Origin of the sequence: Nocardioides sp. JS614 (genome assembly GCF_000015265.1) — a bacterium.
Taxonomy (GTDB): domain Bacteria; phylum Actinomycetota; class Actinomycetes; order Propionibacteriales; family Nocardioidaceae; genus Nocardioides.
In genome coordinates this window covers 3,845,101-3,870,425 of the sequence record NC_008699.1, presented here as the reverse complement: position 1 = coordinate 3,870,425, position 25,325 = coordinate 3,845,101, and the positions used below count along the sequence as shown (strand labels likewise).

Here is a 25,325-nt window from a genome sequence, read left to right as displayed (position 1 = left end):
CCGTTCCGGGCGCAGGTAGGCTGTCGGAGTGGAGCTGCCTGAGAAGTTCGCCGCCCTCGGCCTGACCTACGACGACGTCCTGCTGCTGCCGGGTCACTCCGACCTCGCGCCCGCGGACATCGACATGACCTCGCGGCTGACCCGCGAGATCTCGTTGAAGGTCCCGCTCGTGAGCGCCGCGATGGACACCGTGACCGAGTCGCGGATGGCGATCGCGATGGCGCGCCAGGGCGGCCTGGGCGTGCTGCACCGCAACCTGTCGATCGAGGACCAGGCCTACCAGGTCGACCTGGTCAAGCGGACCCAGACCGGCATCATCTCCAACCCGGTGACGATCGGGCCGGACGCGACCCTCGAGCAGCTCGACCAGCTCGCCGGGGAGTACCGCATCTCCGGCTTCCCGGTCGTCGACGCCGACAACCGCCTGCTCGGCATCATCACCAACCGCGACCTGCGGTTCACCCCCGTCGCGGAGTGGGCCACCACCAAGGTCGACGAGGTGATGACGCCGATGCCGCTGATCACCGCGCCCCCCGACATCTCCCGCGAGGACGCCACCCTGCTGCTGCGCCAGCACAAGCGCGAGCGGCTGCCGCTGGTCGACGCGCAGGGCCGGCTGGCCGGCCTGATCACCGTCAAGGACTTCGTGAAGTCCGAGCAGTTCCCGCATGCCTCCAAGGACGGCGCGGGGCGACTGATGGTGGGGGCCGCGATCGGCTACTTCGGTGACGCCTGGCAGCGCGCGACCACGCTCGTGGAGGCCGGTGTGGACGTGCTGGTCGCCGACACCGCCCACGGTCACGTCACGCTGCTGCTCGACATGGTGCGCCGCCTCAAGGCCGACCCGGCCACCCGCCACGTCCAGGTGATCGGCGGCAACGTCGCCACCCGCGACGGCGCGCAGGCCTTCGTCGATGCCGGCGCCGACGCCGTGAAGGTCGGGTTCGGGCCCGGCTCGATCTGCACGACCCGGGTCGTCACCGGCTGCGGCGTACCCCAGATCACTGCCGTGTACGAGGCGTCGCTGGCCTGCCAGCCGGTCGGCGTGCCGGTGATCGCCGACGGCGGGCTGCAGCAGTCGGGCGACATCGCCAAGGCGATCGTTGCCGGCGCCGAGACCGTGATGATCGGCTCGCTGCTGGCCGGCTGCGAGGAGTCGCCCGGCGAGCTGATCTTCGTCAACGGCAAGCAGTACAAGTCCTACCGCGGGATGGGCTCGTTGGCGGCGATGTCCAGCCGCGGCAAGAAGTCCTACTCCAAGGACCGGTACTTCCAGGCCGAGGTGACCAGCGACGACAAGATCGTGCCCGAGGGGATCGAGGGCCAGGTCGCCTACCGGGGCCCGCTGGCCGCGGTCGCCCACCAGCTGATCGGCGGCCTGAACCAGTCGATGTTCTACATCGGCGCGGCGACGATCCCCGAGCTCCAGGCGAAGGGCCGCTTCGTGCGGATCACCTCGGCCTCGCTCAAGGAGAGCCACCCCCACGACGTCCAGATGACCGTCGAGGCCCCCAACTACTCCGGCCGCTAGCGACCAAGGATCGCTAGAACGCGTAGCCCACCTGGTTGATCTTCACCCGGGCTCGCTTGGCGAGCTGGACCGTCAATCGGGTGTGGGCCGCGACCGGCACCTCGAGCCACCGCGTGACCGTCCGCCGCCTCGGCACCTGCAGCGACACCGTGCCCCGACCGGCCGACAGCTTCAGCGTGGTGCCGCGCGTCGCGCCCGAGACCGTCACGTCGAGCAGGACCGACTGGGCGGAGTCGGGGAGCCCGAGGTCGATCCGCCGGCTGCCGCTGAACGCCGCGGAGAGCACCGACGCGGGCGCCGGCTTCAGGCAGTCCGACACCCGGGCCTCGATCGCCCGCAGGCCGATGTTCGTGGCGGCAGGGTCGAGCAGCATCCCGCCGGCGACCGCGCACTGGTAGCCGCCGGTGATGCTGCCGGCCTCGAGGACGACGATCCGGCGGCCCACGGCGTACGTCGTGTCGCCGATCGGCTGGAGCCGCCCCGACAGCGCCGCGGTGCCGGTGACGACCAGCCGCCCGGCCGCCTTCGGCTCGCTGCGCAGGGTCGCCATCAGCGGCCGGTAGACGCCGGCCTGGTTGGTGGTGAGGTCGCCGTCGACCGTGAGGATCCCGGAGGGCCGGATGTCGGCCGGGCCGGCCGGCAGGTCGCCGGTGATGGTGCCCTCGCCGGTGATCCGGGCACCGCTGGTGAACGTGGTGCCCGCCAGGTCCCACGTGGACGACCCGGCGTGCTCGACGGTGCCCTGGCCGCCGAGCTCGATCCAGGTCAGCATCGCCGGGTCGCCCTCGCCGGCGCCGATCTTCATGGTCGAGCCCTTCTGGAGCGTGACCCGGCCGGTGTCGGAGCAGCAGCCGCCGGCATCGATGGTCGCGCCGGCCGGGACCTCGAGCGTGGCGTCCTTGGGCACGATCAGCCGGCCGCCGCCACCCAGCACGCGGACCGACGACGTCGGCGCCACCTTCAGCCCGCCGGCTGGAGTGAGCCATCCGGTCTGCCCGGGCAGGTCGCGGTCCCAGACCGCGACGGTGGTCTGGGTACCTGCCTCGGTGGTCGCGGGCACGCCGTCGGCGATGGTCAGCCGGCCGCGCACCGTCGTACCGGCGAGCGTGACGGATCCCTTGCCCTCGATGCTGCCGACCCCGGAGACCTCGCTGTAGGGCCCGAGGCGGAGCGCGGTGTCGTCGGCCAGCGTCAGCTTCTCGCCGTCCTCGATGAACTTCATGGTCCCGTCGGGCAGCAGCGGATGCGCCTCGTCCCAGGCGTCACCGTCGGTCTCGTTGATGTCGACGATCCCGCCACCCTTGATCGAGGCATCGCCCACGGTGCCGTTGACGGCGTGGCCGCCGACCCGGATCGGGCCGCCGGTGATCTCGAGGGTGTTGCCCTTCGGGACGACCAGGTCGCCGGCGAGGTCGAAGCCGAGCTCGTCGAACCGGGCCGTGTAGCCCGTCGCGCCGATCGCCGAGAACACCTCGAGCGTGCCGTCGACGATGACCGTCGAGGTGCTGCCGCTGCAGCACCGGCTGCCCAGCACCCGGGCCGCCGGGTCGACCAGCAGCTTGCCGGTGCTGGCGATCCGCATGCTGCTGTCGAACATGAACGTCAGCCACGCGTCGTCCGTGGCCGCGAGGCCGGTCATCAGCGACAGCGTGCTGTTGATCGTCAGCGTCTGGTGGTCGGCGAGATTGCTGTCGCCGTTCCCGAAGTGCATCGGGGTCTGGCCCATCATGATGAACGACGGGGTCGGGTCCAGCGGTGGCGCGGAGACCATCAGGTCGACGTTGATGTCGCCACCGTTCCACTGCAGGCTCCCGGTGATCACCTGGCCCGGCCCGGACATCGACACCAGTCCGTCGGTCGAGCCGTTGACCGTGAGCATCGCGAGCTGGACGTCGGGGACGTCGGTGATCGTGGGCCGTGGGCCGGGGCCGAGCTGGACCGAGTCGCCGTTCTGCGGCACGCCCTCGGGGTTCCAGTTCTTCTTGTTCCCCCAGGCGTTGCTCTCGGCACCGGTCCAGGTGTACGTCGTGGCCGCGGTCGCCGGAGACACCGGGACGAGCAGGGCCAACAGCGTCGCGACGACGGCACCGAGCAGCGTGAGCGGGCGCATGGGGCCTCCTCGAGAGTGGTGCGCCCGATCCTCCTCTCGAGCCAGGGCGCCTGGGAACGGCCAGATCGGGCCATTGACGGCTCCGAACGGTCAGGCGTGGACCACGCGGGCTCCGTGGGCCCGGGTCAGTCCCGCATCAGTCCGGACTCGTAGGCCAGGACGACCGCCTGCACCCTGTCCCGCAGGCGGAGCTTCATCAGCACCCGCGCTACGTGGGTCTTCACGGTCGTCTCCCCGATGAACAGCTCGGCCGCGATCTCGGCGTTGGACAGACCAGCCGCGATCAACCGCAGCACGTCGTGCTCGCGCGGAGTGAGCTGGTCGAGGGCGGGCGCGGGCGGACGCCGTCGCTCGCGGGTGTAGCGGTCGACGAGGCGGCGGGTCACCGCCGGGGCGAGCAGGGCGTCGGCTCCGTGGGCCACCTGCCGCACGGCGGCCACGATGTCCTCTCCGGCCATGTCCTTGAGGAGGAAGCCGGCGGCTCCGGCGCGCATCGCCTGGTAGACGTACTCGTCGAGGTCGAACGTCGTCAGCATCAGCACGCGGGTGGACGACTCCGACGCCTCGATCTCGGTCATCGCCGCCAGGCCGTCGACTTCGGGCATCTGCACGTCCAGCAGCAGTACGTCGGGGGCTCCGGCCGTCACCAGGGCGACCGCGTCGGCGCCGTCGGCCGCCTCGCCGACGATTTCGATGTCCGGCTCGCCCTCGAGGATCATCCGCAGCCCGCTGCGCACGAGCGGCTGGTCGTCGGCGATCGCGACCGTGATCACGGTGTCACGCCCTCGCGGGTGACGGCTGGGAGCATCGCACGTACCTCGAACCCGCCGTCGGGCCGAGGCCCCCAGCGAACCTCGCCGGCCAGCGACGCGACCCGCTCCCGGATGCCGTCCAGGCCACGACCGGTGCCGGGGCCGCTTCCGGGACCCGACGGCGCGGTGTTCGAGACGGCGACGACGACGCCGTCGCGCTCGAGACGGACGACGACTCCGACCCGCGCTCCCGGCGCGTGCCGGAGGACGTTGGTCAGTGCCTCTTGGACGAGCCGGTGGACGACGCCGCGCGCACCGGGGCCCACGCCGGCGAGGTCGGCGAGCTCCGCGTCGACGGCCAGGCCGGCCGTTCGGGTGAGCTCGAGGAGTCCCTCGAGGTCGGCGGAGGTGTTCGGGTCCAGGACCACCAGTCCCTCACGGGCGGCGGCCGCCACGGTCCGGAGGGCGGCCCGGGCCCGCTCCGGGTCTGCGGTCCCGAGTCGTCGGGCTGCACCGGCCTGGAGGGCCGCCACCGTGAGGCTGTGTCCGATGTGGTCGTGGATCTCCCGAGCGAGCCGGAGTCGCTCCTCGACGACCGCCCGCTGCGCGGCCACCCCCTCCTGGTCGGCCAGTAGCCGGTTGTTGGCGCGTTCCTGCTCCACCAGCTCCGAGACCTCGCTCAGCACCATGCCGCCCACCCAGCAGGCCAGGACGATCGCCGCGTCGCCGATCGGGTCGTCGGTCCCGACCAGCCGCTGGCCGAGCCAGCAGGTGGCGAGCCCGGCGAGCGCGGTTGGCCGGCTCGAGAGGGCGGCGACCACGAAGGCCGTCGACAGCGTCAGCGCCGCTCCACTCAGGGTGCCGCCGAGCGGCGCGACCAAGTGCGAGAACACGGCTGCGGCACACCAGGCGGTCGCGACGGCCGGCAGCGGGCGCCACCAGACGAGAGCGAGCGGTGCGCCGATCGCCGCACCGGAGGCGAGCACCGCCCAGCCGGGGGCGGCCAGGTCGAGCGTCCCCGCCGACTCCAGCACCACGCCGGCCGCGATCGCGCCGGCGCCGAGCACAGACCAGCGCTGCGCGGCCGCCCGCAACGCCCGGACGTGGTCGACCTGCGCCGGGTCGGCCGGCTCCACCGTCCCGATGGGAGCGGCCAGCGCGACGACCTCCACCCTGGTCCGGGTGAGCAGGTCGCGGGCGGCCGCCTCGATCCGGGCCGGGTCCGTCCCGTCGTCCGCGCTCCTGGCGAGTCCGCGGAGGCCGTCGAGCAGGGCCGGCCGGAGCCGCTCCGTCGCGCGCAGGCGCTCGGCCAGCGCCGCGGATTCGCTCGCGGCGCGTTGCTCCTGCACGATCCGCTCGCGCTGGCCCTCGAGGGAGACCAGCCGGTCGCGCCGGACGCGCACCACCCGGCCGACGGCCGTAGGCAGCATGCCCACGAACGCCGTCACGAACACGACTCCGTTGACCAACGCCCAGCCCTGCATCGTGGGTAGGTCTACCGCCGCCACGATCAGGAGCGGCAGCAGCCCGCCCAGGACGAGCACCCGCCGCGGCCCGTGGGCGCCGAGCGAGTAGCACGCGAGCATCAGCGCGAAGATCCACACCCCGCCGCTGTCCTCTACGTCGGGCCACACCTCGGCCTGGACCGCCGTCCCGATCACGCCGAACACGGCAAGCACGCAAAGCGTGACGACCGGCCTCGTCCGGCGCACGCCGAGGACTGCGAGGACGAGCGCACCGCAGGTGCCGAACGCCAGGAGCCCGGGCGTGGACCGGTGCAACGCGACCGCTTCCGCGGCTGCTGCCAGCACGAACCCCGCCGCGATGGCTGCGTCGGACCTGCCCACGCCTCGCACACCGCACAGCGTAGACACGCTCGGCCGGGCGCGGGTCCTCCTCGAGGAGGACACCTCCGGAAGGACGCCGGCTCGGCGTCCAGGCCGACGACGGCCGCGCCGCGGCGGGCCTAGCTTCTCCTCGCCACACCTTCGACGAGAGGACCCTCCCATGACCGCCACCGCCGTTCACCCCGCCGTGCGGAACGAGGCCAGCTGGCTGCGCCTGGTTCGGATCGGCATCGGGTTCGCCGTCGCGGGACTCGTCGTCTTCTGGGCGGCCGGCACGTTCTGGCCGACGGTGAGCGAGGGCGACTTCGAGAACGCCGCCGACTACTGGTACACGGCGTCGGCCGTCCCGTTCGGCTCCGGTCTGCTGTTGTACACGCTCGGCGTGCAGCGCCTTCAACGCGGGCGGGACGGCCGACTCGGCGCGATCGGCGCCTGGGCCTACGTGGTCTGCTCCGCGGAGCTGGTCGTGCAGTGCCTCTCCTCGGCCCTCGTCGGTGCCGAGCTGCGGTGGGGACCGATGTACGTGCTGTCCTCGCTCGGCACGTTCCTCGGCCTGGCGCTGCTGGCCGCTGGGTCGTGGCGGGCCGGGCTCCTGCCGCGCTGGATGCTCGGCGTCTGGCCGCCGCTGGCGCTCCTCGGGTCGTGGGCCGCCGTCGGCCCGGTTCCCCTGGCACTGGCCCTCTTCCTGGTCGTCACCGCCGTGACGATGGCCCGGCGCGTCGCCGCTCGCGACGGTTGACCTACCAGATCCGAGGATCTGGGCCCCGCGACCGGTTGCCGCCGGTCTCGATAGAGTTGATCGGTGACCGACATCGAGATCGGCCGGGCCAAGCGGGCCCGGCATGCGTACTCCTTCGACGACATCGCGATCGTGCCGTCCCGGCGCACCCGCGACCCGGAGGAGGTGAGCACCGCCTGGCAGATCGACGCCTACCGCTTCGACATCCCGGTGCTCGCGGCGCCGATGGACTCGGTGATGTCGCCCGGGACGGCGATCGCACTGGGTCGCTTCGGTGGGCTCGGCGTGCTCAACCTCGAGGGCCTGTGGACGCGCTACGAGGACCCGGACCCGCTGCTCGAGGAGGTCGCCGCGCTCGAGGGCAGCGAGGGCACCCGCCGGCTCCAGCAGATGTACACCGAGCCGATCAAGGCCGAGCTGATCACCGAGCGGCTGCGCGAGATCCGCGACGCGGGGGTCACCGTCGCCGGGTCGCTCTCGCCCGGGCGCACCAAGGACTTCGCGAAGGCGGTCGTCGACGCCGGCGTCGACATGTTCGTGATCAGGGGTACGACGGTGTCCGCGGAGCACGTGTCCTCCCAGGCCGAGCCGTTGAACCTCAAGGAGTTCATCTACGAGCTCGACGTGCCGGTGGTCGTCGGCGGCTGCGCGACCCACCAGGCCGCGCTGCACCTGATGCGCACGGGCGCGGCCGGCGTCCTGGTCGGCTTCGGCGGAGGAGCCGCGCACACGACCCGGACCGTGCTCGGGGTCGCGGTGCCGATGGCGTCCGCGGTCGCCGACGTCGCCGCCGCGCGCCGCGACTACCTCGACGAGTCCGGCGGCCGCTACGTCCACGTGATCGCGGACGGCTCGATCGGCAAGTCCGGCGACGTCGCGAAGGCGATCGCCTGCGGCGCCGACGCCGTGATGGTCGGCTCACCGTTCGCGCGGGCCACCGACGCCCCCGGACGCGGGTTCCACTGGGGCACCGAGGCCCACCACCACGACCTGCCCCGCGGCCAGCGGGTGCAGTTCGAGACCGTCGGGACGATCGAGGAGATCCTGTTCGGCCCGTCCCGGGTCGCCGACGGCACGATGAACCTGATGGGCGCGCTGCGCCGCTCGATGGCGACCACCGGCTACACCGAGCTCAAGGAGTTCCAGCGCGTCGAGATCGTCGTCGAGTGAGGCCGGCGTGAGGGTCGCGGCCGGGCAGGCGGTCTCGGTCAGCGGCGACCTCGACGCGAACGTGCGCACGGCCGCGCGGCTCACCCGGCTCGCCGCGACCCAGGACGTCCGGGTGCTGGTGCTGCCCGAGGCGTTCCTGACCGGGTACGACGTCGCCGCGTTCGACGGCCCGCTGCCGGATGCCGAGGGGCTCGACGGCGGGTGGCTGGACCCGCTGCGCGCGGAGTCCGCCGCCGGGGTCACGGTCGTCGTGGGCACGGCGCTGCGCCGGGGTGCCGAGCGCCGGCTCTCGCAGATCGTGGTGCGGCCGGACGGCCGCGCGGACGCGCCGTACGACAAGCAGCACCTGGACGGGCTCGAGAAGACCTTCTTCACCGTCGGCGACCACGGCACCTCGATCGAGGTCGACGGCCTCGAGCTGGGCCTGTCGATCTGCTACGACGGCTGCTTCCCCGAGCACGCGCAGGCCGCGGCGCGCGACGGCGCGGTCGGCTACCTGAGCTCGGCGGCGTACTTCCCCGGCGGTGCCCACCGCCGCGACCTCTACTACGCCGCGCGCGCCGTCGAGAACGGCATGTACGTCGTGTTCTCCGGGCTGACCGGCCGGTGCGGCGGGTTCGAGTTCATCGGCGGCTCGGCGGTCTACGACCCCGAGGGGCGACCGATCGCCCGGCTCGCCGAGGAGGAGGGACTGGCGATCGCCGACCTCGACGCCGGGCTCGTCGCGCAGACCCGGGCCACGCACACGATGATCAGCGACCATCGCGGCGACCTCGGCCCGCGGGTGCGTCGCTAGCCGCTACTGCTCGAGGAGGCCGGCGTTGCCGCCGAGTCCGTCGACCGCCGACCGGATCGACGCGAGGTGGGCACCGGTCGCGCGCTGGATCCGGATGGGCTGGCCCGGGACGTAGTGGTTCCACTGGGTCGGCAGGTAGGACAGGCCGCTGACCCGCCAGCTCCCGTCCGGCCGCTCGGTGACCTCGGCGCGGACGGTGATGCCTTCGTACGCCGCCGGCCGCTCGAGCTCGCTCTGGGCCACCATGTTGCCCATGCCGTAGACGACCCAGGTGCCGTTCACCCGGGTGATCGGCTGCACCACGTGCGCGTGCTCGCCGACGACCAGGTCGATGTCGGGGGACGCGGTCAGCTGCTCGGCGAGGGCGAGCTGGGCGGCGTCGGGGAGGTGGTCGTACTCCGTGCCCCAGTGCACGTGCGCGACCACGACGTCCGCACCGGCCCGGCGCGCCCGGCCCGCCTGGGCGAGCAGGTCGTCGGCGTCGCCGAGCTGAGCGACGGCCCACTCCTGCCCCGCGGGGAGCACGTAGCCGTTCAGCCCGTACGTCGCCGCCACGATCGCGACCCGCACCCCGTCGCCGGTGGTGAGCACCACCGGGTCGCGGCGCTCCGCGGCGCTGCGGAACGTGCCGACGTGGGCGACCCCGGCCCGGTCGAGCAGGTCGGCGGTCCGGACGATCCCGTCCACCCCGGCGTCCATGCTGTGGTTGGAGGCCGTGGTGCAGGCATCCCAGCCCATGGTTCCGATCCAGGCCGCGATCTGGTGTGGGGCGGCGAACACCGGGTAGCTGTGCAGCGGCCCGCCCGGCGCGGCGAACGGCACTTCCTCGTGGCACACGGCCAGGTCGGCGGACTCGACGTACGGCCGCAGCATCGCGAACATCGGATCGAAGTCGAACCGGTCGCCGGCGCCGGTGCGGGCATGGTCCTCCGCCGCGCTGTGCCAGACGGTGTTGTGCCACAGCAGGTCCCCGCCCAGCAGGATCGTCGCGGTGCGCGGCGGCGGCTCGGTGGGCGGCTCGGTCACCGGGGCGGCGTCCTCGCCCGCGGGCAGGCCGGTCGGGACCAGCGCCGGTGTGTCGGCGAGCGGCGGTGCGGCGGGCGACTCCTCGGCCAGGCGGGTCGGCCACGCGACGCCGACGATGGCGAGGACGAGCGCGCACGCCGCGACCAGCAGGACAGTGATGGCGACGCGGCGCACCGGTCGACCGGCCATGCCTCCATTCAACCGGGTCGGGGCGGCCCGCGGGGCGACATCGCCGATCCCGATCTTTGCGAGACTGGGCATATGAGCCAGCCCAGCGCCCTCAGCCCGCAGGCCCGCGACCGAGCGCTCGCCGCCATGCGGTCGACCGGCGGCCAGCCCGCCGGGGTCCGGCCCGAGCTGGACGTCCTGGTCGTCGGCGGCGGCGTGACCGGTGCCGGCACCGCGCTGGACGCGGTGACCCGCGGCCTGAGCACCGGGCTGCTCGAGCAGCGCGACCTGGCCAGCGGCACCAGCAGCCGCAGCAGCAAGCTGATCCACGGTGGCCTGCGCTACCTGGAGATGCTCGACTTCGGCCTGGTCCGCGAGGCGCTCCAGGAGCGTGGCCTGCTGCTCACCCGACTGGCGCCGCACCTGGTCCGGCCGGTCCCGTTCCTCTACCCGCTGACCCATCGCGGCTGGGAGCGCCCCTACGTCGCCGCGGGGCTCACGCTGTACGACGGGATGGCGGCCCTCGGCGCGCTGCGGAGCCAGGGTGACATGGGGCTGCCGCGGCACAAGCACCTGCTGCGCCGCCACGTGGCGCGGATCGCCCCGGACTTCCGGGCGGAGACGATCACCGGTGCGATCCAGTACTGGGACTGCCAGGTCGACGACGCCCGGCTGGTGGTCACGCTCGCCCGCACCGCCGCCGCCCACGGCGCGCACGTGGCCACTCGGGTCAAGGTGACCGGGTTCCTCCGCGAGGGCGAGCGGGTGGTCGGCGTACGCGCCCTCGACCTGGAGACCCAGGAGGAGCTCGAGGTGCGGGCGCGGGTGGTGGTGAACGCCGCCGGCGTGTGGACCGACGAGATCCAGGAGATGGTCGGCGGCCGCGGCGCGCTGCACGTCCAGGCCAGCAAGGGCATCCACCTCGTCGTGCCGCGCGACCGGATCCGCTCCGAGGCGGGGTTCATCGTGCGCACCGCGATCTCCGTGCTGTTCGTGATCCCGTGGGGCCGGCACTGGATCATCGGCACCACCGACACGCCGTGGGACCTGGACAAGGCGCACCCCGCGGCGTCGCGGGCCGACATCGACTACGTCCTCGAGCACGTCAACGCGATCCTGCGCGAGCCGCTGGACCACGACGACGTCCAGGGCGTGTACGCCGGGCTCCGGCCGCTGCTGTCCGGGGAGTCGGAGCCGACCTCGCGGATCTCCCGCGAGCACACCGTGGTCACCCCGGTCCCTGGGCTGGTGATGATCGCGGGCGGCAAGCTCACGACCTACCGGGTGATGGGCAAGGATGCGGTCGACGCGGCCGCACACTCGCTGCGCACCACCGCGAACCTCACCGTCCGCGACTCGATCACCGACAGGGTGCCGCTGGTCGGCGCCGCCGACTGGGAGACCCGCGCCAACCAGCGGGTGCTCCTCTCGCGTCGTTCGGGGCTGCACGTCGCCCGGATCGACCACCTCCTCGGCCGCTACGGCGGCCTGGTCGACGACCTGCTCGACCTGGTGGCCACCCGGCCCGAGCTGGCCGCGCCGCTGGACGGTGCGGACGACTACCTCGCCGCCGAGGTCGTCTACGCCGTCACCCACGAGGGTGCCCGGCACCTCGACGACCTGCTGACCCGCCGTACCCGCATCTCGATCGAGACCTTCGACCGCGGTGTCCGGGTGGCCTCCGAGGTCGCGCGGCTGATGGCCGGTGAGCTCGGCTGGGACGACGCCCGCACCGCCGACGAGATCGACCACTACCGGCGCCGGGTCGAGGCCGAGCGGCAGAGCCAGCTGCAGCTCACCGACCAGGAGGCCGACGAGGCCCGGGTGTCGGCCCCCGACATCGTGTGAGGGGCGTTGGCCGCGGTCGGTTTCCCCGGTTCACCGGGGAAACCGGAACTGTTGGGCCGAAACTTCGGGCCAACAGTTCCAACTTCCCCGGTGAACCGGGGAAACCGTCGACGGCGACGGCAATCGTCTAGTTGACAACTAGAACACGTTCCACCAATGCTGAGACCCATGTCACAGCGATCCGTTGGGAGGGGAACGTGACCCAGGCGCCGCCGCCGGCCGACCTGAGGATGCAGCGCTCGAGCAGGGAGGCGAGCACCGTGCCGGCCCGGCTGGCCGGGTGGCTGGCGCCGGTGCTGCCCGACGGGGCCGACCCGGTGGTGACGCTGCACAGCGGCGTGGACGCCAACGGGATGTCCTCGGAGACGCTGATCCTCGACGTCGCCTGGACCGAGGGGGGTGAGCGCCGGCTGGGGGAGTACGTCGCCCGCGTGGCACCCGCGCTCGACGACCTCCCGGTCTTCCCGACCTACGCGCTCCAGGACCAGTACGACGCGATCCGCATCGTCGGCGAGACCACCGACGTCCCGGTGCCACAGGTGCGCTGGATGGAGCCGACCGGCGAGGTGCTCGGCACCCCGTTCTTCCTCATGGACCGCATCGACGGGCTGGTGCCGCAGGACGTGCTGCCCTACAACTTCGGCGACAACTGGCTCCACGACGCCACCCACGCGGACCAGCGCCGGCTCCAGGACGCCACGGTCGACGTGATCGCCCGGCTGCACGCGATCCCCGACGCCGCCACGAGGTTCGGGTTCCTCGACCCGGCACACCCCGGCGAGACCCCGCTGGCCCGCAACCTCGCGCGGACCCGCGCCTGGTACGAGTTCGCGGTCGCCGACATCGGCCGCTCCCCGCTGGTCGAGCGCGGCCTGGCGTGGCTCGAGGCGCACCTGCCCGACACCGACGAGGCCGTGCTGTGCTGGGGCGACTCCCGCATCGGCAACGTGCTCTACCGCGACTTCGAGCCGGTCGGCGTCCTCGACTGGGAGATGGCCGCGCTCGGCCCGCGCGAGCTCGACCTGTCGTGGGTGGTCTTCGCCCACCAGGTCTTCGAGACGATCACCGGGATGCTCGAGCTTCCCGGCATGCCGCACTTCCTGCGCGAGGAGGACGTCAGGGCGACGTACGCCGAGCGCACCGGCGTCCAGGTCGGCGACCTGCACTGGTATCACGTCTACAACGCGGTGCAGTGGTGCATCGTGTTCATGCGCACCGGCGCCCGGCAGATCCACTTCGGCGAGATCGAGCGCCCGGACGACCTCGAGACGCTGTTCCACCACAAGCCGCTGATGGAGCGCCTCCTCGAGGAAGCAGGAGCATGACCGGCATCGGACCGCTCGACGAGTTCCCGCTCCACCAGGCGCCGCTGCCCCTGGCCTGGGCCAACAGCAGCGACCGCAACTTCTACGACCGCTGGTACTTCAACGCCCACGACCGCACCGGCGACCTCATGGTGGTCACCGGTCTCGGCTACTACCCCAACCTCGGCACCAAGGACGCGTTCGTCCTGGTCGCCCGCGACGGCAAGCAGACCGCCGTGCACCTCTCCGACCTGATCGACCAGGACCGGCTCAACCCGCACGTCGGCCGCTACCGCGTCGAGGTCCCCGAGCCGCTGCAGACCGTCCGGGTCGTGCTCGAGGAGACCGAGGGCATCGCGCTCGACCTCACCTGGGAGGGCACCTGCCCGGTGGTCCAGGAGCAGCCGCACGTGCTGCGCTCCGGCAGCCGGGTCACCCTCGACGCCCAGCGGTTCGCCCAGCTCGGCACCTGGCGCGGCACGATCGCGATCGACGGCGAGGAGATCACCGTCGACCCGGCGACCTGGGTCGGCAGCCGGGACCGCTCCTGGGGGATCCGCCCGGTCGGGGAGGCCGAGCCGCCGGGCGCGCCGTCCGACCCGCCGTTCGAGGGGATGTGGTGGCTCTACGTGCCGCTGCAGTTCGAGGACTTCGCGATCGTGCTGATCCTCCAGGAGGACCCCGACGGGTTCCGCACCCTCAACGACTGCACGCGGGTCTGGAAGGACGGCCGGGTCGAGCAGCTCGGCTGGCCGCTGGTCGACGTCCACTACGCCTCCGGCACGCGTACGCCGACCGGCGCGACGATCCGCTGCACGACGCCCGAGGGCAAGCCGCTCGTGCTCGAGGTCGAGTCCCGGCTCGCCGTACCCCTCCACGTCGGCGGCGGCTACGGCGGCGACCCGGACTGGATCCACGGCACCTGGAAGGGCGCGGGCTTCGCCGAGCGGGTCACGTACGCGCTGGACGACCCGGCCGTGCAGGGCCGGTTCATGTTCGGTTGCGTGGACCACGTCGGGCGGGCGCTGTGCAGCCAAGGAGGGGCCGACGGCCAGGAGGGCTTCGGGCTCTTCGAGCACTTCTGCATCGGCCGGCACGACCCGTCGGGCTTCGCCGACTTCTTCGCCCTCGCCCCGTGACCGCACCCGAGAGGAAACCGATCCCATGACCCTCGACCGCTCCGCGTTCTTCATCGACGGCGGCTGGGCGGCGCCGGCGACCTCGGCCACGCTCCAAGTCGTCTCGCCGCACACCGAGCAGGTGGTCGCGACCGTGCCCGAGGGCAGCGCCGCCGACATCGACGCCGCGGTCGCGGCGGCGCGTCGGGCGTTCGACGACGGCCCCTGGCCGCGGATGAGCCCACAGGAGCGGATCGAGGTCGTCCAGGCGTTCTCGAACCTCTACGCCGGCAAGCTCGCCGAGATGGCCGAGCTGATCACGATCGAGATGGGCTCGCCGACGTCGTTCGCCAACCTCGCCCAGTCCCCGGCGCCGTGGATGCAGATCGAGTCGTTCCTCGCGGTCGCGCGGGCGTTCCCGTGGGAGGAGGCGCGGCCCGGCGCGCTCGGCGCCGACGTGATCGTGCGGCGCGAGCCGGTCGGCGTGGTCGCGGCGATCCCGCCGTGGAACGTCCCGCAGTTCACGACGATGTCCAAGGTCGTCCCGGCGCTGCTCGCCGGCTGCACGGTGGTGGTCAAGCCGGCGCCCGAGACCCCGCTGGACACCTACCTGATGGCCGAGCTGCTCGCGGAGGCCGGCGTACCGGCCGGCGTCGTCAACATCGTGGCCGCGGGCCGCGAGGTCGGCGAGCACCTGGTCGCCCACCCGGGCGTCGACAAGGTCGCCTTCACCGGCTCCACTGCGGCGGGCCGCAAGATCGCGGCCGTCTGTGGCGAGCAGCTCAAGCGGGTCTCGCTCGAGCTCGGCGGCAAGTCCGCGGCGATCGTGCTCGACGACGCCGACCTGGCCGCCACGATGGAGGGCCTGAAGTTCACCGCGCTGATGAACTCCGGGCAGGCCTGCGTCGCGCAGACCCGGATCCTCGCCTCCCGGAGCCGGTACGACGAGGTGGTGGACGCGCTGGCCGCGACCGTGTCCGGGATGCAGGTGGGCGACCCGATGGACCCGGCCACCGAGATCGGCCCACTGGTGGCCCAGCGCCAGCAGGAGCGGGTCGAGAAGTACATCGCCCTCGGTCAGGAGGAGGGCGCGCGCGTGGTCGTCGGCGGCAACGGCCGCCCTGACGGGCTGGACGCGGGCTGGTACGTCCGCCCCACGGTGTTCGCCGACGTCGACAACCGGATGCGGATCGCCCGGGAGGAGATCTTCGGCCCGGTGCTCTCGGTGATCCCCTTCGACGACGTGGACGACGCGGTCCGGATCGCCAACGACTCCGACTACGGCCTCGCCGGCACGGTGTGGACCGGTGACGTCGAGGCCGGCCTCGACGTGGCCCGGCGGGTGCGCACCGGCACCTACGGCGTGAACACCTACACGATGGACTTCGCGGCGCCGTTCGGCGGCTACAAGTCCTCCGGGATCGGCCGCGAGTTCGGCCCGGAGGGCCTGGCCCAGTACACCGAGCTGAAGGCGATCTACACGCCCTGAACCCGACCGCCGACCGTCTTGACATTCGGACGCCATGTGTAAAAACCCACACGAGGCTACCGAAGGGTAGTTTCCGAGACGCGCGTCACATACCCTCGCCGGTATGAGCGCCCAGAGCCCGACTCCCGCCGGCGGCCCGGTCGTCGAAGGCCCGTTCGACCCCGAGCACGACCCGACGGCGGCCTACGCCCTCGAGCCGGAGTACGCCGACGCGCTCACCCGGCGCCTGGTCGCCACCGCCGGCCGCTCGGTCCAGGTCCGGTCCCCGCTCAACGACGCCCCGCTCGGGCACGTCCCGCAGTCCACCGTCGAGGACGTCGCGACGGCATTCGAGCGGGCCCGAAGGGCGCAGGTCGCCTGGGCCCGCACCCCGCTCGCGGAGCGCTCGGCGATCCTGCTGCGGCTGCACGACCTGGTGCTCGACCACCAGGACGAGATCATCGACCTGATCGTCTGGGAGAGCGGCAAGGCCCGCAAGCACGCCTTCGACGAGCCGCTGCACGTCGCGCTGACCGCCCGCTACTACGCGCGCACCGCCAAGCGGCACCTCGGCACCGAGCGCAAGATCGGGGTCGTGCCCGGCCTGACCCGGGTCGAGGTCAACCACAACCCGGTCGGCGTCGTCGGGATCATCTCGCCCTGGAACTACCCCTTCAACCTGGCGCTGATCGACGGCATCGCCGCGCTGATGGCCGGCAACGCGGTCGTCGCCAAGCCGGACTCGCAGACGATGCTCTCCGCGCTGCTCGGTGCCCGGCTGCTCGATCAGGCCGGCCTGCCGCGCGACCTGTGGCAGGTCGTCGCCGGCCCGGGCGCGGAGATCGGCGGCGCGATCGTCGAGCGGGCCGACTACGTCTGCTTCACCGGCTCGACCGCCACCGGCCGGTCGATCGCGAAGGGCTGCGCGGACCGGCTGATCGGCTGCTCGCTCGAGCTCGGCGGCAAGAACCCGCTCCTCGTGCTCCGCGACGCCGACCTCGAGAAGGCCGCGGAGGGCGCCGTACGCGCCTCGTTCTCCAACGCCGGCCAGTTGTGCGTCTCGATGGAGCGGATCTTCGTCGCCGACCAGCTCTACGACCGGTTCGTGGACCGGTTCGTGGCCCGCACCGAGGCGCTGACCCTCGGCGCGACCCTGGACTGGGGCAACGACATGGGCCCGCTGATCTCCCAGGCCCAGCTCGACACGGTCACCGCCCACGTCGACGACGCGGTCGCCAAGGGCGCCCGGGTGCTCGCCGGCGGCAAGGCCCGCCCCGACCTCGGCCCGTACTTCTTCGAGCCGACCATCCTCGAGGGGGTCAGCCCCGACATGACCTGCTTCGGCAAGGAGACCTTCGGGCCGGTCGTGTCGCTCTACCGGTTCCACGACGAGGTCGACGCCGTCGCCCGGGCCAACGACGGCGAGTACGGCCTGAACGCCTCGGTCTACAGCCGCGACGGCGCCCGGGCGCGGCTGATCGCCCGGCACCTGCGCTGCGGGACCGTCAACGTCAACGAGGCCTTCGCCGCGACCTTCGCGAGCATCGACGCCCCGATGGGCGGCATGCGCGAGTCCGGCGCCGGCCGCCGCCAGGGCGCGATGGGCGTCCGGCGGTTCACCGAGACCCAGGCCGTCGCGACCCAGCGGCTGATCCGGTTCGCCCCGCAGTACGGCATGTCCGACCAGATGTACGCCAAGGTCATGAACGCCAACCTGCGCCTGATGAAGAAGGTGGGACGCGCATGAGGTTCGACTACGACGTGCTGGTGGTGGGGTCCGGCTTCGGCGGGTCCGTGACGGCGCTGCGCCTGACCGAGAAGGGCTACCGGGTCGGCGTGATCGAGGCGGGCGCCCGGTTCGAGGACCAGGACCTGCCCGAGACCTCCTTCGAGGTCTCGAAGTACCTCTTCCGGCCCGAGATCGGCTGCTACGGCATCCAGCGCATCGACGCGCTCAAGGACTGCCTGATCGTCTCCGGGGCGGGCGTGGGCGGGGGGTCGCTGGTCTACGCGAACACCCTCTACGAGCCGCTGCCGGCGTTCTACGCCGACGCCCAGTGGAGCCACATCACCGACTGGCGCGCCGAGCTGGCGCCGTACTACGACCAGGCCAAGCGGATGCTGGGCGTCGTCGAGAACCCGCTCCGCACGCCCTCCGACGAGATCATGGAGAAGGTGGCGACCGAGATGGGCGTCGCCGACACCTTCCACCCCACGCCGGTCGGGGTGTTCTTCGGCGGTCCCGGGGCGGGCATGGGCCAGGCCGTGGACGATCCGTTCTTCGGCGGCGCCGGGCCGGACCGGCGTACCTGCATCGCCTGCGGCTCGTGCATGACCGGCTGCCGGCACAACGCCAAGAACACCCTGGTCAAGAACTACCTCTACCTCGCCGAGCGCAACGGCGCGAAGGTGATGCCGCTGACCACGGTGACCCGGGTCCGCCCGCGCGAGGGCGGCGGGTACGACGTGCACGTCCGCTACACGAAGGCGAAGATCGACCGGCGCTCGGTGCGGCGGGTGCTGAGCGCCGAGCAGGTCGTGTTCGCCGCGTCCGCGCTCGGCACCCAGCGGCTGCTGCACAAGATGAAGGACGAGGGGCACCTGCCCCGCCTCTCCGACCGCCTCGGTGAGCTGGCCCGGACCAACTCCGAGTCGATCGGCGGCGTGGTCGCGCCGGACCTGTCGGTCGACTACAGCCAGGGCATCGCGATCACCAGCAGCTTCCACCCGGACGCGAACACCCACATCGAGCCGGTCCGCTACGGACCGGGCAGCAACCTGATGTCGTTGCTCCAGTCGGTGCTCACCGACGGTGACGGCGACGAGCCGCGCTGGCGGACCTGGCTGCGCGAGGTGTGGCGCCAGCGCAAGCAGGTGCCGAACCTCTACGACATGAAGCACTGGTCCGAGCGCACGATCATCGCGTTGGTGATGCAGAGCGTGGACAACTCGATCACCACCTACACCAAGCGGATCCCCGGCACCCGCAAGCGCTACCTGACCTCCAAGCAGGGCCACGGCGAGCCGAACCCGACCTGGATCCCGGCCGGCAACGAGGCGATCCGGGCGATGGCCCGGATCACCGGCGGCTTCCCCGGCAGTGCGGTCGGCGACGCCTTCAACATGCCGCTGACCGCCCACTTCCTGGGCGGCTGCCCGATCGGCGACTCCCGGGAGACCGGGGTGGTGGACCCCTACCAGCGGGTCTACGGGTACCCCGGGCTGCACATCGCCGACGGCTCGGCGATCTCGGCGAACCTCGGCGTGAACCCGTCGCTGACGATCACCGCGCAGGCGGAGCGCGCCATGTCGTTCTGGCCCAACAAGGGCGAGGCCGACCCGCGGCCCGACCTGGGCGCGGCGTACCAGCGGATCCAGCCGGTCCGCCCCGCCGCCCCGGTGGTCCCCGACGACGCGCCCGGGGCGCTGCGGCTGCCGATCGTCGGCGTCAGCTGAGCGTGGATCCGAACCGGACGGGAATCTGCAGAAATTTCCTGAGAATGGCCCGTGACCCGGGTCAGCACGGGTCGTTGAGCCAGCGGACCCGGCAAATACGCTCCCTCCCACCGCCGGGTCCCATGTCCAGGCTCTGTCCAGCAGACGCGTGGACGGTCAGGGCCCGGCCATCCCTCCCTCCCCGGCCGGGCCCTGATGCGTTTCCGGACGCCGCCGGCGGTTTCCCCGGCTAACCGGGGAAACCGGAACCGTTCGGCCGAAACTTCGGGCCAGAAGTTCCCGGATTGCCTGAGAAGACAGCCGTGCACCGAGCCTGGATCTCTCCCACCGAAGCGAGGCGGTGGGTCGGCTGCTCGCCTCGATAGGCTGTGCCGCATGACGCAGCCCGCGGAGCACGATCTGGTCCTGGTGGTCGACTTCGGGGCGCAGTACGCCCAGCTGATCGCCCGGCGGGTCCGCGAGGCGCGGGTCTACTCCGAGATCGTGCCGCACACGACCCCGGTGGCCGAGATCCTGGCCCGCGAGCCGAAGGCGATCATCCTCTCCGGCGGCCCGTCCTCGGTCTACGAGCCCGACGCCCCGAGCATCGACCCCGCGATCTTCACCTCCGGCACCCCGGTGTTCGGGATGTGCTACGGCTTCCAGCTGATGGCCCAGGGCCTCGGGGGCGAGGTGGCCCACACCGGCGCCCGGGAGTACGGGCGTACGGCGGTCGCCGTGGCCCGACCCGGGACGCTGCTGGCGGACATCCCCGCGCACCACACCGTGTGGATGTCGCACGGCGACTCGGTGGCGGCCGCCCCGTCCGGCTTCGACGTGCTGGCCTCGACGGCCACGACGCCGGTGGCGGCGTTCGAGGACGTCGACCGCGGCCTGGCCGGCGTCCAGTGGCACCCCGAGGTGCTGCACACCGAGCACGGCCAGAAGGTGCTCGAGCACTTCCTGGTCCAGATCGCCCACTGCCGCCAGACCTGGACCATGGTCAACATCGTCGAGGAGCAGATCGAGGCCATCCGCGCGCAGATCGGCGATCGCGGCCAGGCGATCTGCGGGCTGTCCGGCGGCGTCGACTCCGCGGTCGCGGCCGCGATCGTGCAGCGGGCGATCGGCGACCGGCTCACCTGTGTGTACGTCGACCACGGGCTGATGCGCCAGGGCGAGACCGAGCAGGTCGAGCGCGACTTCGTGGCCGCGACCGGCGTCGACCTCAAGGTCGTCGACGCCGAGAAGCAGTTCCTCGACGCACTCGCGGGCGTCACCGACCCCGAGGAGAAGCGCAAGATCATCGGCCGCGAGTTCATCCGGGTCTTCGAGGCCGCGGAGGCGGACATCCTCGGCGGGAGTCTGCCGGACGATGGGGGGAGCAAGGTCGCGTTCCTCGTCCAGGGCACGCTCTACCCCGACGTGGTCGAGTCCGGCGGGGGAGCGGGGACCTCCAACATCAAGTCACACCACAACGTCGGCGGCCTGCCCGACGACCTCGAGTTCGAGCTGGTCGAGCCGCTGCGCACCCTGTTCAAGGACGAGGTCCGGCTGGTCGGCGAGCAGCTCGGCCTGCCGGCCGAGATCGTGTGGCGCCAGCCGTTCCCGGGCCCCGGGCTCGGCATCCGGATCATCGGCGAGGTCACCCGCGAGCGGCTCGACATCCTCCGCGAGGCCGACGCCATCGCCCGGGAGGAGCTCACCCGCGCCGGCCTGGACCGCGACATCTGGCAGTTCCCCGTCGTGCTCCTCGCCGACGTCCGCTCGGTCGGCGTCCAGGGTGACCACCGCACCTACGGACACCCCGTCGTGCTCCGTCCGGTCACCTCCGAGGACGCGATGACCGCCGACTGGGCGCGGCTGCCGTACGACGTGCTCGAGCGGATCTCGACCCGGATCACCAACGAGGTGCGGGAGATCAACCGGGTGACGGTCGACATCACCTCCAAGCCCCCGGGCACCATCGAGTGGGAGTGACCGCCCGGTCGAGGTCAGCCGAGGAACTCGGCGATCCGCTCGTGGTACCCCGGAGGCTGCAGGAGGAACGAGTCGTGGCCGAACGGTGAGGCCAGCTCGGCCCAGTCCACCGCCACCCCCAAGGCCTTCAGCTCCGCGGTCATCCGCGCGGACTGGGTGGAGTCGAAGCGCCAGTCGGAGTCGAACGAGGTCAGCTGGAACCGGGTCGCGGTGCTGCGCAGCGCAGCGGCCGTCCCCGGGTCGGCGAACGGGTCGAAGTAGTCGAGCAGGCGGGTCAGGTAGAGGTAGGACAGGGCGTCGAACCGGCCCAGGAACACCTGTCCCTGGTGCTGCAGGTAGTGCTCCACCTCGTAGTCCGGGCCGAGCGTCCAGGCGTCGCCGCGAGACCTGCGGCGGTGGCCGAACTTCGTCTCGAGGGACTGGGCCGAGACGTAGGTGATGTGCGCCATCATCCGGGCGACCTTCTGGCCGCGCCAGGGGAAGACGCCCTGCTCGACGTACCGTCCGTTGCAGAAGTCGGGGTCGGACATGATCGCCTCGCGGCCGATCGCGGAGAACGCGATGTTCTCCGGTGACAGCCGGGAGGACGCGGCCACGAGGACCGCTCGTTCGAGCGCGTCGGGTTCGTCGATCACCCATTGCAGGACCTGCATGCCGCCGAGCGATCCGCCGACTGCGGCGTGCAGCCGCTCGATCCCGAGGTGCGCGACCAGTCGCCGGTGTGCGGCGACCAGGTCGCTCATGTGCAGCATCGGGAAGTCGAGGCAGTACGGCGCGCCGGTGGCCGGGTCGGTCGACAGCGGGCCGGTGCTGCCCGAGCAGCCGCCCAGCAGGTTGGCGGAGATGACGAAGAAGCGGTCGGTGTCCACGGGCTTGCCCGGGCCGATCAGGTTGTCCCACCACCCGCGCTTCTTCGAGCCCACGTGCAGCCCGGCGGCGTGGGCGTCGCCGGTGAGGGCGTGGCAGATGAAGACGGCGTTGTCGCGTGCCGGCGAGAGCGACCCGTAGGTCTCGTAGGCGACCTCGACGTGATCGAGGCGGCCGCCGCCTCGCAGGTGCAGCGGGTCGTCCGGGCCGGCCAGGACGACCCGCTGCGTCTCGACGTAGCCGAGCGAGCCGGTCATGGGGTCACTTGCTGGCTGCGAGCGCCTGGTCCAGGTCGGCGATGATGTCCTCGACGTTCTCGATGCCGATCGAGAGCCGCACCATGTCCTCGGGGACGCCCGCCGCCTCGAGCTCGTCGGGCGTGAGCTGGCTGTGCGTGGTGGTGGCGTTGTGGATCGCCAGGGACTTCGCGTCGCCGATGTTGGCGAGGTGGCTGAAGAGCCCCAACGCCTCGATGAACCGCTTGCCGCCCTCGCGTCCGGACTTCAGGCCGAAGCTCAGCAGGCCGCCGTATCCCTTGCCGGTGCCGATCCGGTCGAAGGTCTCCTTGTGGGGGCTGTCGGCCAGGCCCGGGTAGTTGACCCACGAGACGCCCTCGTGCCCGTTCAGGAACTCCGCGACCTGCAACGCGTTCTCGCTGTGCCGCTCCATGCGCAGGTGCAGCGTCTCGAGGCCCTGGAGGAACAGCCAGGAGTTCATCGGGGTGGTCGCCCCGCCGGTGTTGCGCAGCAGCACGGTGCGGGCCCGGATGATGTACGCCGCCGGGCCGGCCGCTTCGGTCCACACCGCACCGTGGTAGGCCGGGTCGGGCTTCGTCAGGCCGGGGAACCGGTCGGCGTGGGCCGCCCAGTCGAACTTCCCGGAGTCGACGATCACGCCGCCGATCGAGGTGCCGTGGCCGCCGATGTACTTCGTCGCCGCGTGCACCACGACGTCGGCGCCCTGGTCGAAGGCCCGCACCAGGTACGGCGTGGGCGCGGTGTTGTCGATGATCAGGGGCAGCCCGAGCGCGTGGGCGGCCTCGGCCCAGGCCGGGATGTCGACGACGTTGATCCTGGGGTTGCCGACGGTCTCGCCGAAGACCAGGCGAGTCTTGTCGTCGACGACCTTCGCGAGGTCCTCGGGCCGGTCGGGATCGACGAAGCGCACCTCGATGCCGAACTGCGGCAGCGTGTGGGCGAAGAGCGCGTAGGTGCCGCCGTACAGCGTGGACAGCGCCACGATGTTGTCGCCGGCGTAGGTCAGGTTGAGCACCGCGTAGGTCGTCGCCGTCGAGCCGCTGGCCACGGCGAGTGCCCCGACGCCACCCTCGAGCTGGGTCATCCGCTGCTCGAAGACGTCCTGGGTCGGGTTCATGATCCGGGTGTAGATGTTGCCCGGCTCGGCGAGGCTGAAGAGGTTCGCCGCGTGCTCGGTGTCGTTGAAGACGTACGACGTGGTCTGGTAGATCGGCACGGCCCGGCTGTTCGTGGCCGGGTCGTGCTCCTCCTGGCCTGCGTGGACAGCAAGAGTCTCGGGTCGGTACGTCATCTCTCCTCCTGGGGCGGTTGCGCTCGACATGCGCGGTGTGAGCGTAGGCAGGCCCGGACCGGCCCGCCGACCGCGTCCACCTGTCGGGCGCTCTCGGCGTGACGGACGTCTCACCGACTCGGTCGTTCGCCCTCCTGACACCGGCCGTTCAGGTTGGGTAGAGTTTTCAACGAACCGCCGGGGACCCGAGACCCCGGCGGTTCTTCCATTTCCTCGAATGGATCCCGGCCAGTGGGTACAGCGCTGCCATGGCGATCAACACCCGCAGGATGAAGGCCACTCCCGAGCAGGTCTGGGATGTGCTGGCCGACGGCTGGCTCTACCCGCTCTGGGTGGTCGGCGCCTCCCGGATGCGCGAGGTCGACGACGCCTGGCCCGTGGTCGGCTCGCAGCTGCACCACTCGGTCGGCACCTGGCCGGCGCTCCTGGACGACAGCACCGAGGTGGTGGAGTCGACCCCGGGCTCGACGCTGGTGCTGCACGCCCGGGCCTGGCCGACCGGTGCCGCCCGGGTGACGATCCGGCTGGAGGCGGTCGGCGTCGAGACCGACGTCAGCATCGAGGAGGACGCCGTCAGCGGCCCTGCGCTCCTGATCCCGAAGCCGGTTCGCGACCTGCAGCTGACGTGGCGCAACTCCGAGAGCCTGCGGCGGCTCGCCTACATCGCCGAGCGCCGCAGCGCCGGGAGGACCTCCGCCTCGTAGGCGCGGAAGAAGTCGTCCTGGTCCGGGCCCACCTGCGCGACGTACAGCTCGTCGAACCCGGCCTCGGCGTACTTCGCCAGCTTGGTGACGTGCTCCTCGACGTCCGGCCCGCAGGGCATGGTCTCGCCGACCATCTCCGGGGTCACCAACGACGAGGCCTGCTCGAAGTGCGCCGGGCTCGGCAGCACCTGCGCGAGCTCGCCGGGAACGCCGGCGTTCGCCCAGAGCCGGTGGGCGAGCGCCTGGGCCTGCTCGCGGTCCGGACCCCAGCAGGCCTTGGCGCCGGCCATCGCCGGGCCCTTGCCGCCCTGTTCCCGGTACGACGCCAGCGACTCCGCGTCCGGCTGCGTGGTCACGAACCCGTCGCCGATCCGGGCGGCGAGCGAGACCGCCTCCGGCCCGAACCCGGAGACCGGGATCTCGACCGGCCGGTCGGGCAGGGTGAAGATCCGCGCGTCCTCGACCGTGTAGTGCCGGCCGTGCTGGGTGACCCGCTCGCCGGTGAGCAGCCGGCGGATCACGTCGACCGCCTCCTCGAGCATCTCGAGCCGGACGTCCGCGGTGGGCCAGCGGCTGCCGGTGACGTGCTCGTTGAGCGCCTCGCCGGAGCCGACCCCGAGGCGGAACCCACCTCGGCACATCCGGGCGGTGGTGGCCGCCGCCTGGGCGATGATCGCCGGGTGGATCCGCACCGTCGGGCAGGTGACCGCGGTGGTGATCGGCAGGTCGCAGACCTGGCTGACCGCCCCGATCACGCTCCACACGAACGGGCTCTGGCCCTGCTCGTGGTTCCACGGGTGGTAGTGGTCGGAGATCCAGAGCCCCTCGAACCCGGCGTCCGCGGCCAGCCTCGCCTGGCGGACCAGCTCCTCGGGCGGGTGCTCCTCACAGGAGAGGAAGTAGCCGATCCTCAC

The 25,325-nt window shown here is 72.1% G+C and carries 19 protein-coding genes; 12 read left to right on the top strand and 7 right to left on the bottom strand.

Annotated elements, in window-relative coordinates; translation table 11 throughout:
* Positions 1–28: 28 nt before the first annotated feature.
* On the top strand, positions 29–1,531 hold the full coding sequence (gene guaB / locus NOCA_RS19930; protein ID WP_011757076.1) for an IMP dehydrogenase: 1,503 nt from the start codon (positions 29–31) through the stop codon (positions 1,529–1,531).
* A 13-nt stretch (positions 1,532–1,544) separates the two neighbouring features.
* On the opposite strand, the gene NOCA_RS19925 is transcribed toward guaB, so the two are convergent.
* The 3 genes from NOCA_RS19925 to NOCA_RS26060 all read right to left on the bottom strand — a co-directional run bounded on the left by NOCA_RS19925 (position 1,545) and on the right by NOCA_RS26060 (position 6,249).
* Positions 1,545–3,641 (bottom strand): hypothetical protein, encoded by a 2,097-nt coding sequence (locus tag NOCA_RS19925; RefSeq protein ID WP_011757075.1) that lies wholly within the window; start codon positions 3,639–3,641, stop codon positions 1,545–1,547.
* Positions 3,642–3,766: 125 nt separating this feature from the next.
* The gene (locus NOCA_RS19920; RefSeq protein WP_011757074.1) at positions 3,767–4,414 is read right to left on the bottom strand and encodes a response regulator; all 648 of its coding nucleotides are present in this window, start codon (positions 4,412–4,414) and stop codon (positions 3,767–3,769) included.
* A complete protein-coding gene (locus NOCA_RS26060) occupies positions 4,411–6,249 on the bottom strand; it encodes a sensor histidine kinase (RefSeq protein WP_140403885.1) in 1,839 nt (612 codons plus the stop codon). Before NOCA_RS26060 ends, NOCA_RS19920 begins: the two co-directional genes overlap by 4 nt.
* Positions 6,250–6,400: 151 nt before the next feature.
* On the opposite strand from NOCA_RS26060, the gene NOCA_RS19910 reads away from it, so the two are divergent.
* The 3 genes from NOCA_RS19910 (at position 6,401) to NOCA_RS19900 (ending at position 8,945) form a co-directional block, all read left to right on the top strand.
* Positions 6,401–6,979 carry a hypothetical protein gene (locus tag NOCA_RS19910; RefSeq protein WP_011757072.1) on the top strand — a complete coding sequence of 193 codons (579 nt, stop codon included), beginning with the start codon at positions 6,401–6,403 and terminating at the stop codon, positions 6,977–6,979.
* A gap of 63 nt (positions 6,980–7,042) precedes the next feature.
* Positions 7,043–8,149 (top strand): GuaB3 family IMP dehydrogenase-related protein, encoded by a 1,107-nt coding sequence (locus tag NOCA_RS19905; RefSeq protein ID WP_011757071.1) that lies wholly within the window; start codon positions 7,043–7,045, stop codon positions 8,147–8,149.
* Positions 8,150–8,156: 7 nt separating this feature from the next.
* A complete protein-coding gene (locus NOCA_RS19900) occupies positions 8,157–8,945 on the top strand; it encodes a carbon-nitrogen hydrolase family protein (RefSeq protein WP_011757070.1) in 789 nt (262 codons plus the stop codon).
* Between the two features lie 3 nt (positions 8,946–8,948).
* On the opposite strand, the gene NOCA_RS19895 is transcribed toward NOCA_RS19900, so the two are convergent.
* A complete protein-coding gene (locus NOCA_RS19895; RefSeq protein ID WP_011757069.1) occupies positions 8,949–10,160 on the bottom strand; it encodes a CapA family protein in 1,212 nt (403 codons plus the stop codon).
* A gap of 72 nt (positions 10,161–10,232) precedes the next feature.
* Here NOCA_RS19895 and NOCA_RS19890 point away from each other — a divergent pair, with 72 nt between their 5' ends.
* The 7 genes from NOCA_RS19890 to guaA all read left to right on the top strand — a co-directional run bounded on the left by NOCA_RS19890 (position 10,233) and on the right by guaA (position 21,292).
* On the top strand, positions 10,233–11,987 hold the full coding sequence (locus NOCA_RS19890) for a glycerol-3-phosphate dehydrogenase/oxidase (RefSeq protein ID WP_011757068.1): 1,755 nt from the start codon (positions 10,233–10,235) through the stop codon (positions 11,985–11,987).
* A 197-nt stretch (positions 11,988–12,184) separates the two neighbouring features.
* Positions 12,185–13,312, top strand: coding sequence for a phosphotransferase family protein (locus tag NOCA_RS19885; RefSeq protein ID WP_011757067.1), 1,128 nt, complete (start codon positions 12,185–12,187; stop codon positions 13,310–13,312).
* Positions 13,309–14,430, top strand: coding sequence for a hypothetical protein (locus tag NOCA_RS19880; RefSeq protein ID WP_011757066.1), 1,122 nt, complete (start codon positions 13,309–13,311; stop codon positions 14,428–14,430). The genes NOCA_RS19885 and NOCA_RS19880 overlap by 4 nt, the downstream gene beginning before the upstream one ends.
* 25 nt (positions 14,431–14,455) lie before the next feature.
* Entirely contained in the window at positions 14,456–15,898 is a 1,443-nt protein-coding gene (locus NOCA_RS19875; RefSeq protein WP_011757065.1) for an aldehyde dehydrogenase, read from the top strand.
* A gap of 103 nt (positions 15,899–16,001) precedes the next feature.
* A complete protein-coding gene (locus NOCA_RS19870) occupies positions 16,002–17,624 on the top strand; it encodes a succinic semialdehyde dehydrogenase (protein WP_011757064.1) in 1,623 nt (540 codons plus the stop codon).
* Entirely contained in the window at positions 17,621–19,333 is a 1,713-nt protein-coding gene (locus NOCA_RS19865; protein ID WP_011757063.1) for a GMC oxidoreductase, read from the top strand. Before NOCA_RS19870 ends, NOCA_RS19865 begins: the two co-directional genes overlap by 4 nt.
* Positions 19,334–19,708: 375 nt before the next feature.
* Positions 19,709–21,292 carry a glutamine-hydrolyzing GMP synthase gene (guaA, locus tag NOCA_RS19860; protein ID WP_011757062.1) on the top strand — a complete coding sequence of 528 codons (1,584 nt, stop codon included), beginning with the start codon at positions 19,709–19,711 and terminating at the stop codon, positions 21,290–21,292.
* A 14-nt stretch (positions 21,293–21,306) separates the two neighbouring features.
* Here guaA and metX read toward each other — a convergent pair whose 3' ends face one another.
* The gene (gene metX / locus NOCA_RS19855; protein WP_011757061.1) at positions 21,307–22,416 is read right to left on the bottom strand and encodes a homoserine O-acetyltransferase MetX; all 1,110 of its coding nucleotides are present in this window, start codon (positions 22,414–22,416) and stop codon (positions 21,307–21,309) included.
* Positions 22,417–22,420: 4 nt separating this feature from the next.
* Complete coding sequence (locus NOCA_RS19850; protein WP_011757060.1) at positions 22,421–23,707, bottom strand: O-acetylhomoserine aminocarboxypropyltransferase/cysteine synthase family protein; 1,287 nt, start codon at positions 23,705–23,707, stop codon at positions 22,421–22,423.
* Between the two features lie 248 nt (positions 23,708–23,955).
* On the opposite strand from NOCA_RS19850, the gene NOCA_RS19845 reads away from it, so the two are divergent.
* Positions 23,956–24,411 carry an SRPBCC family protein gene (locus NOCA_RS19845; protein ID WP_011757059.1) on the top strand — a complete coding sequence of 152 codons (456 nt, stop codon included), beginning with the start codon at positions 23,956–23,958 and terminating at the stop codon, positions 24,409–24,411.
* Here NOCA_RS19845 and NOCA_RS19840 read toward each other — a convergent pair.
* Positions 24,366–25,325, bottom strand: coding sequence for a TIGR03557 family F420-dependent LLM class oxidoreductase (locus NOCA_RS19840; RefSeq protein WP_011757058.1), 960 nt, complete (start codon positions 25,323–25,325; stop codon positions 24,366–24,368). The genes NOCA_RS19845 and NOCA_RS19840 overlap by 46 nt on opposite strands.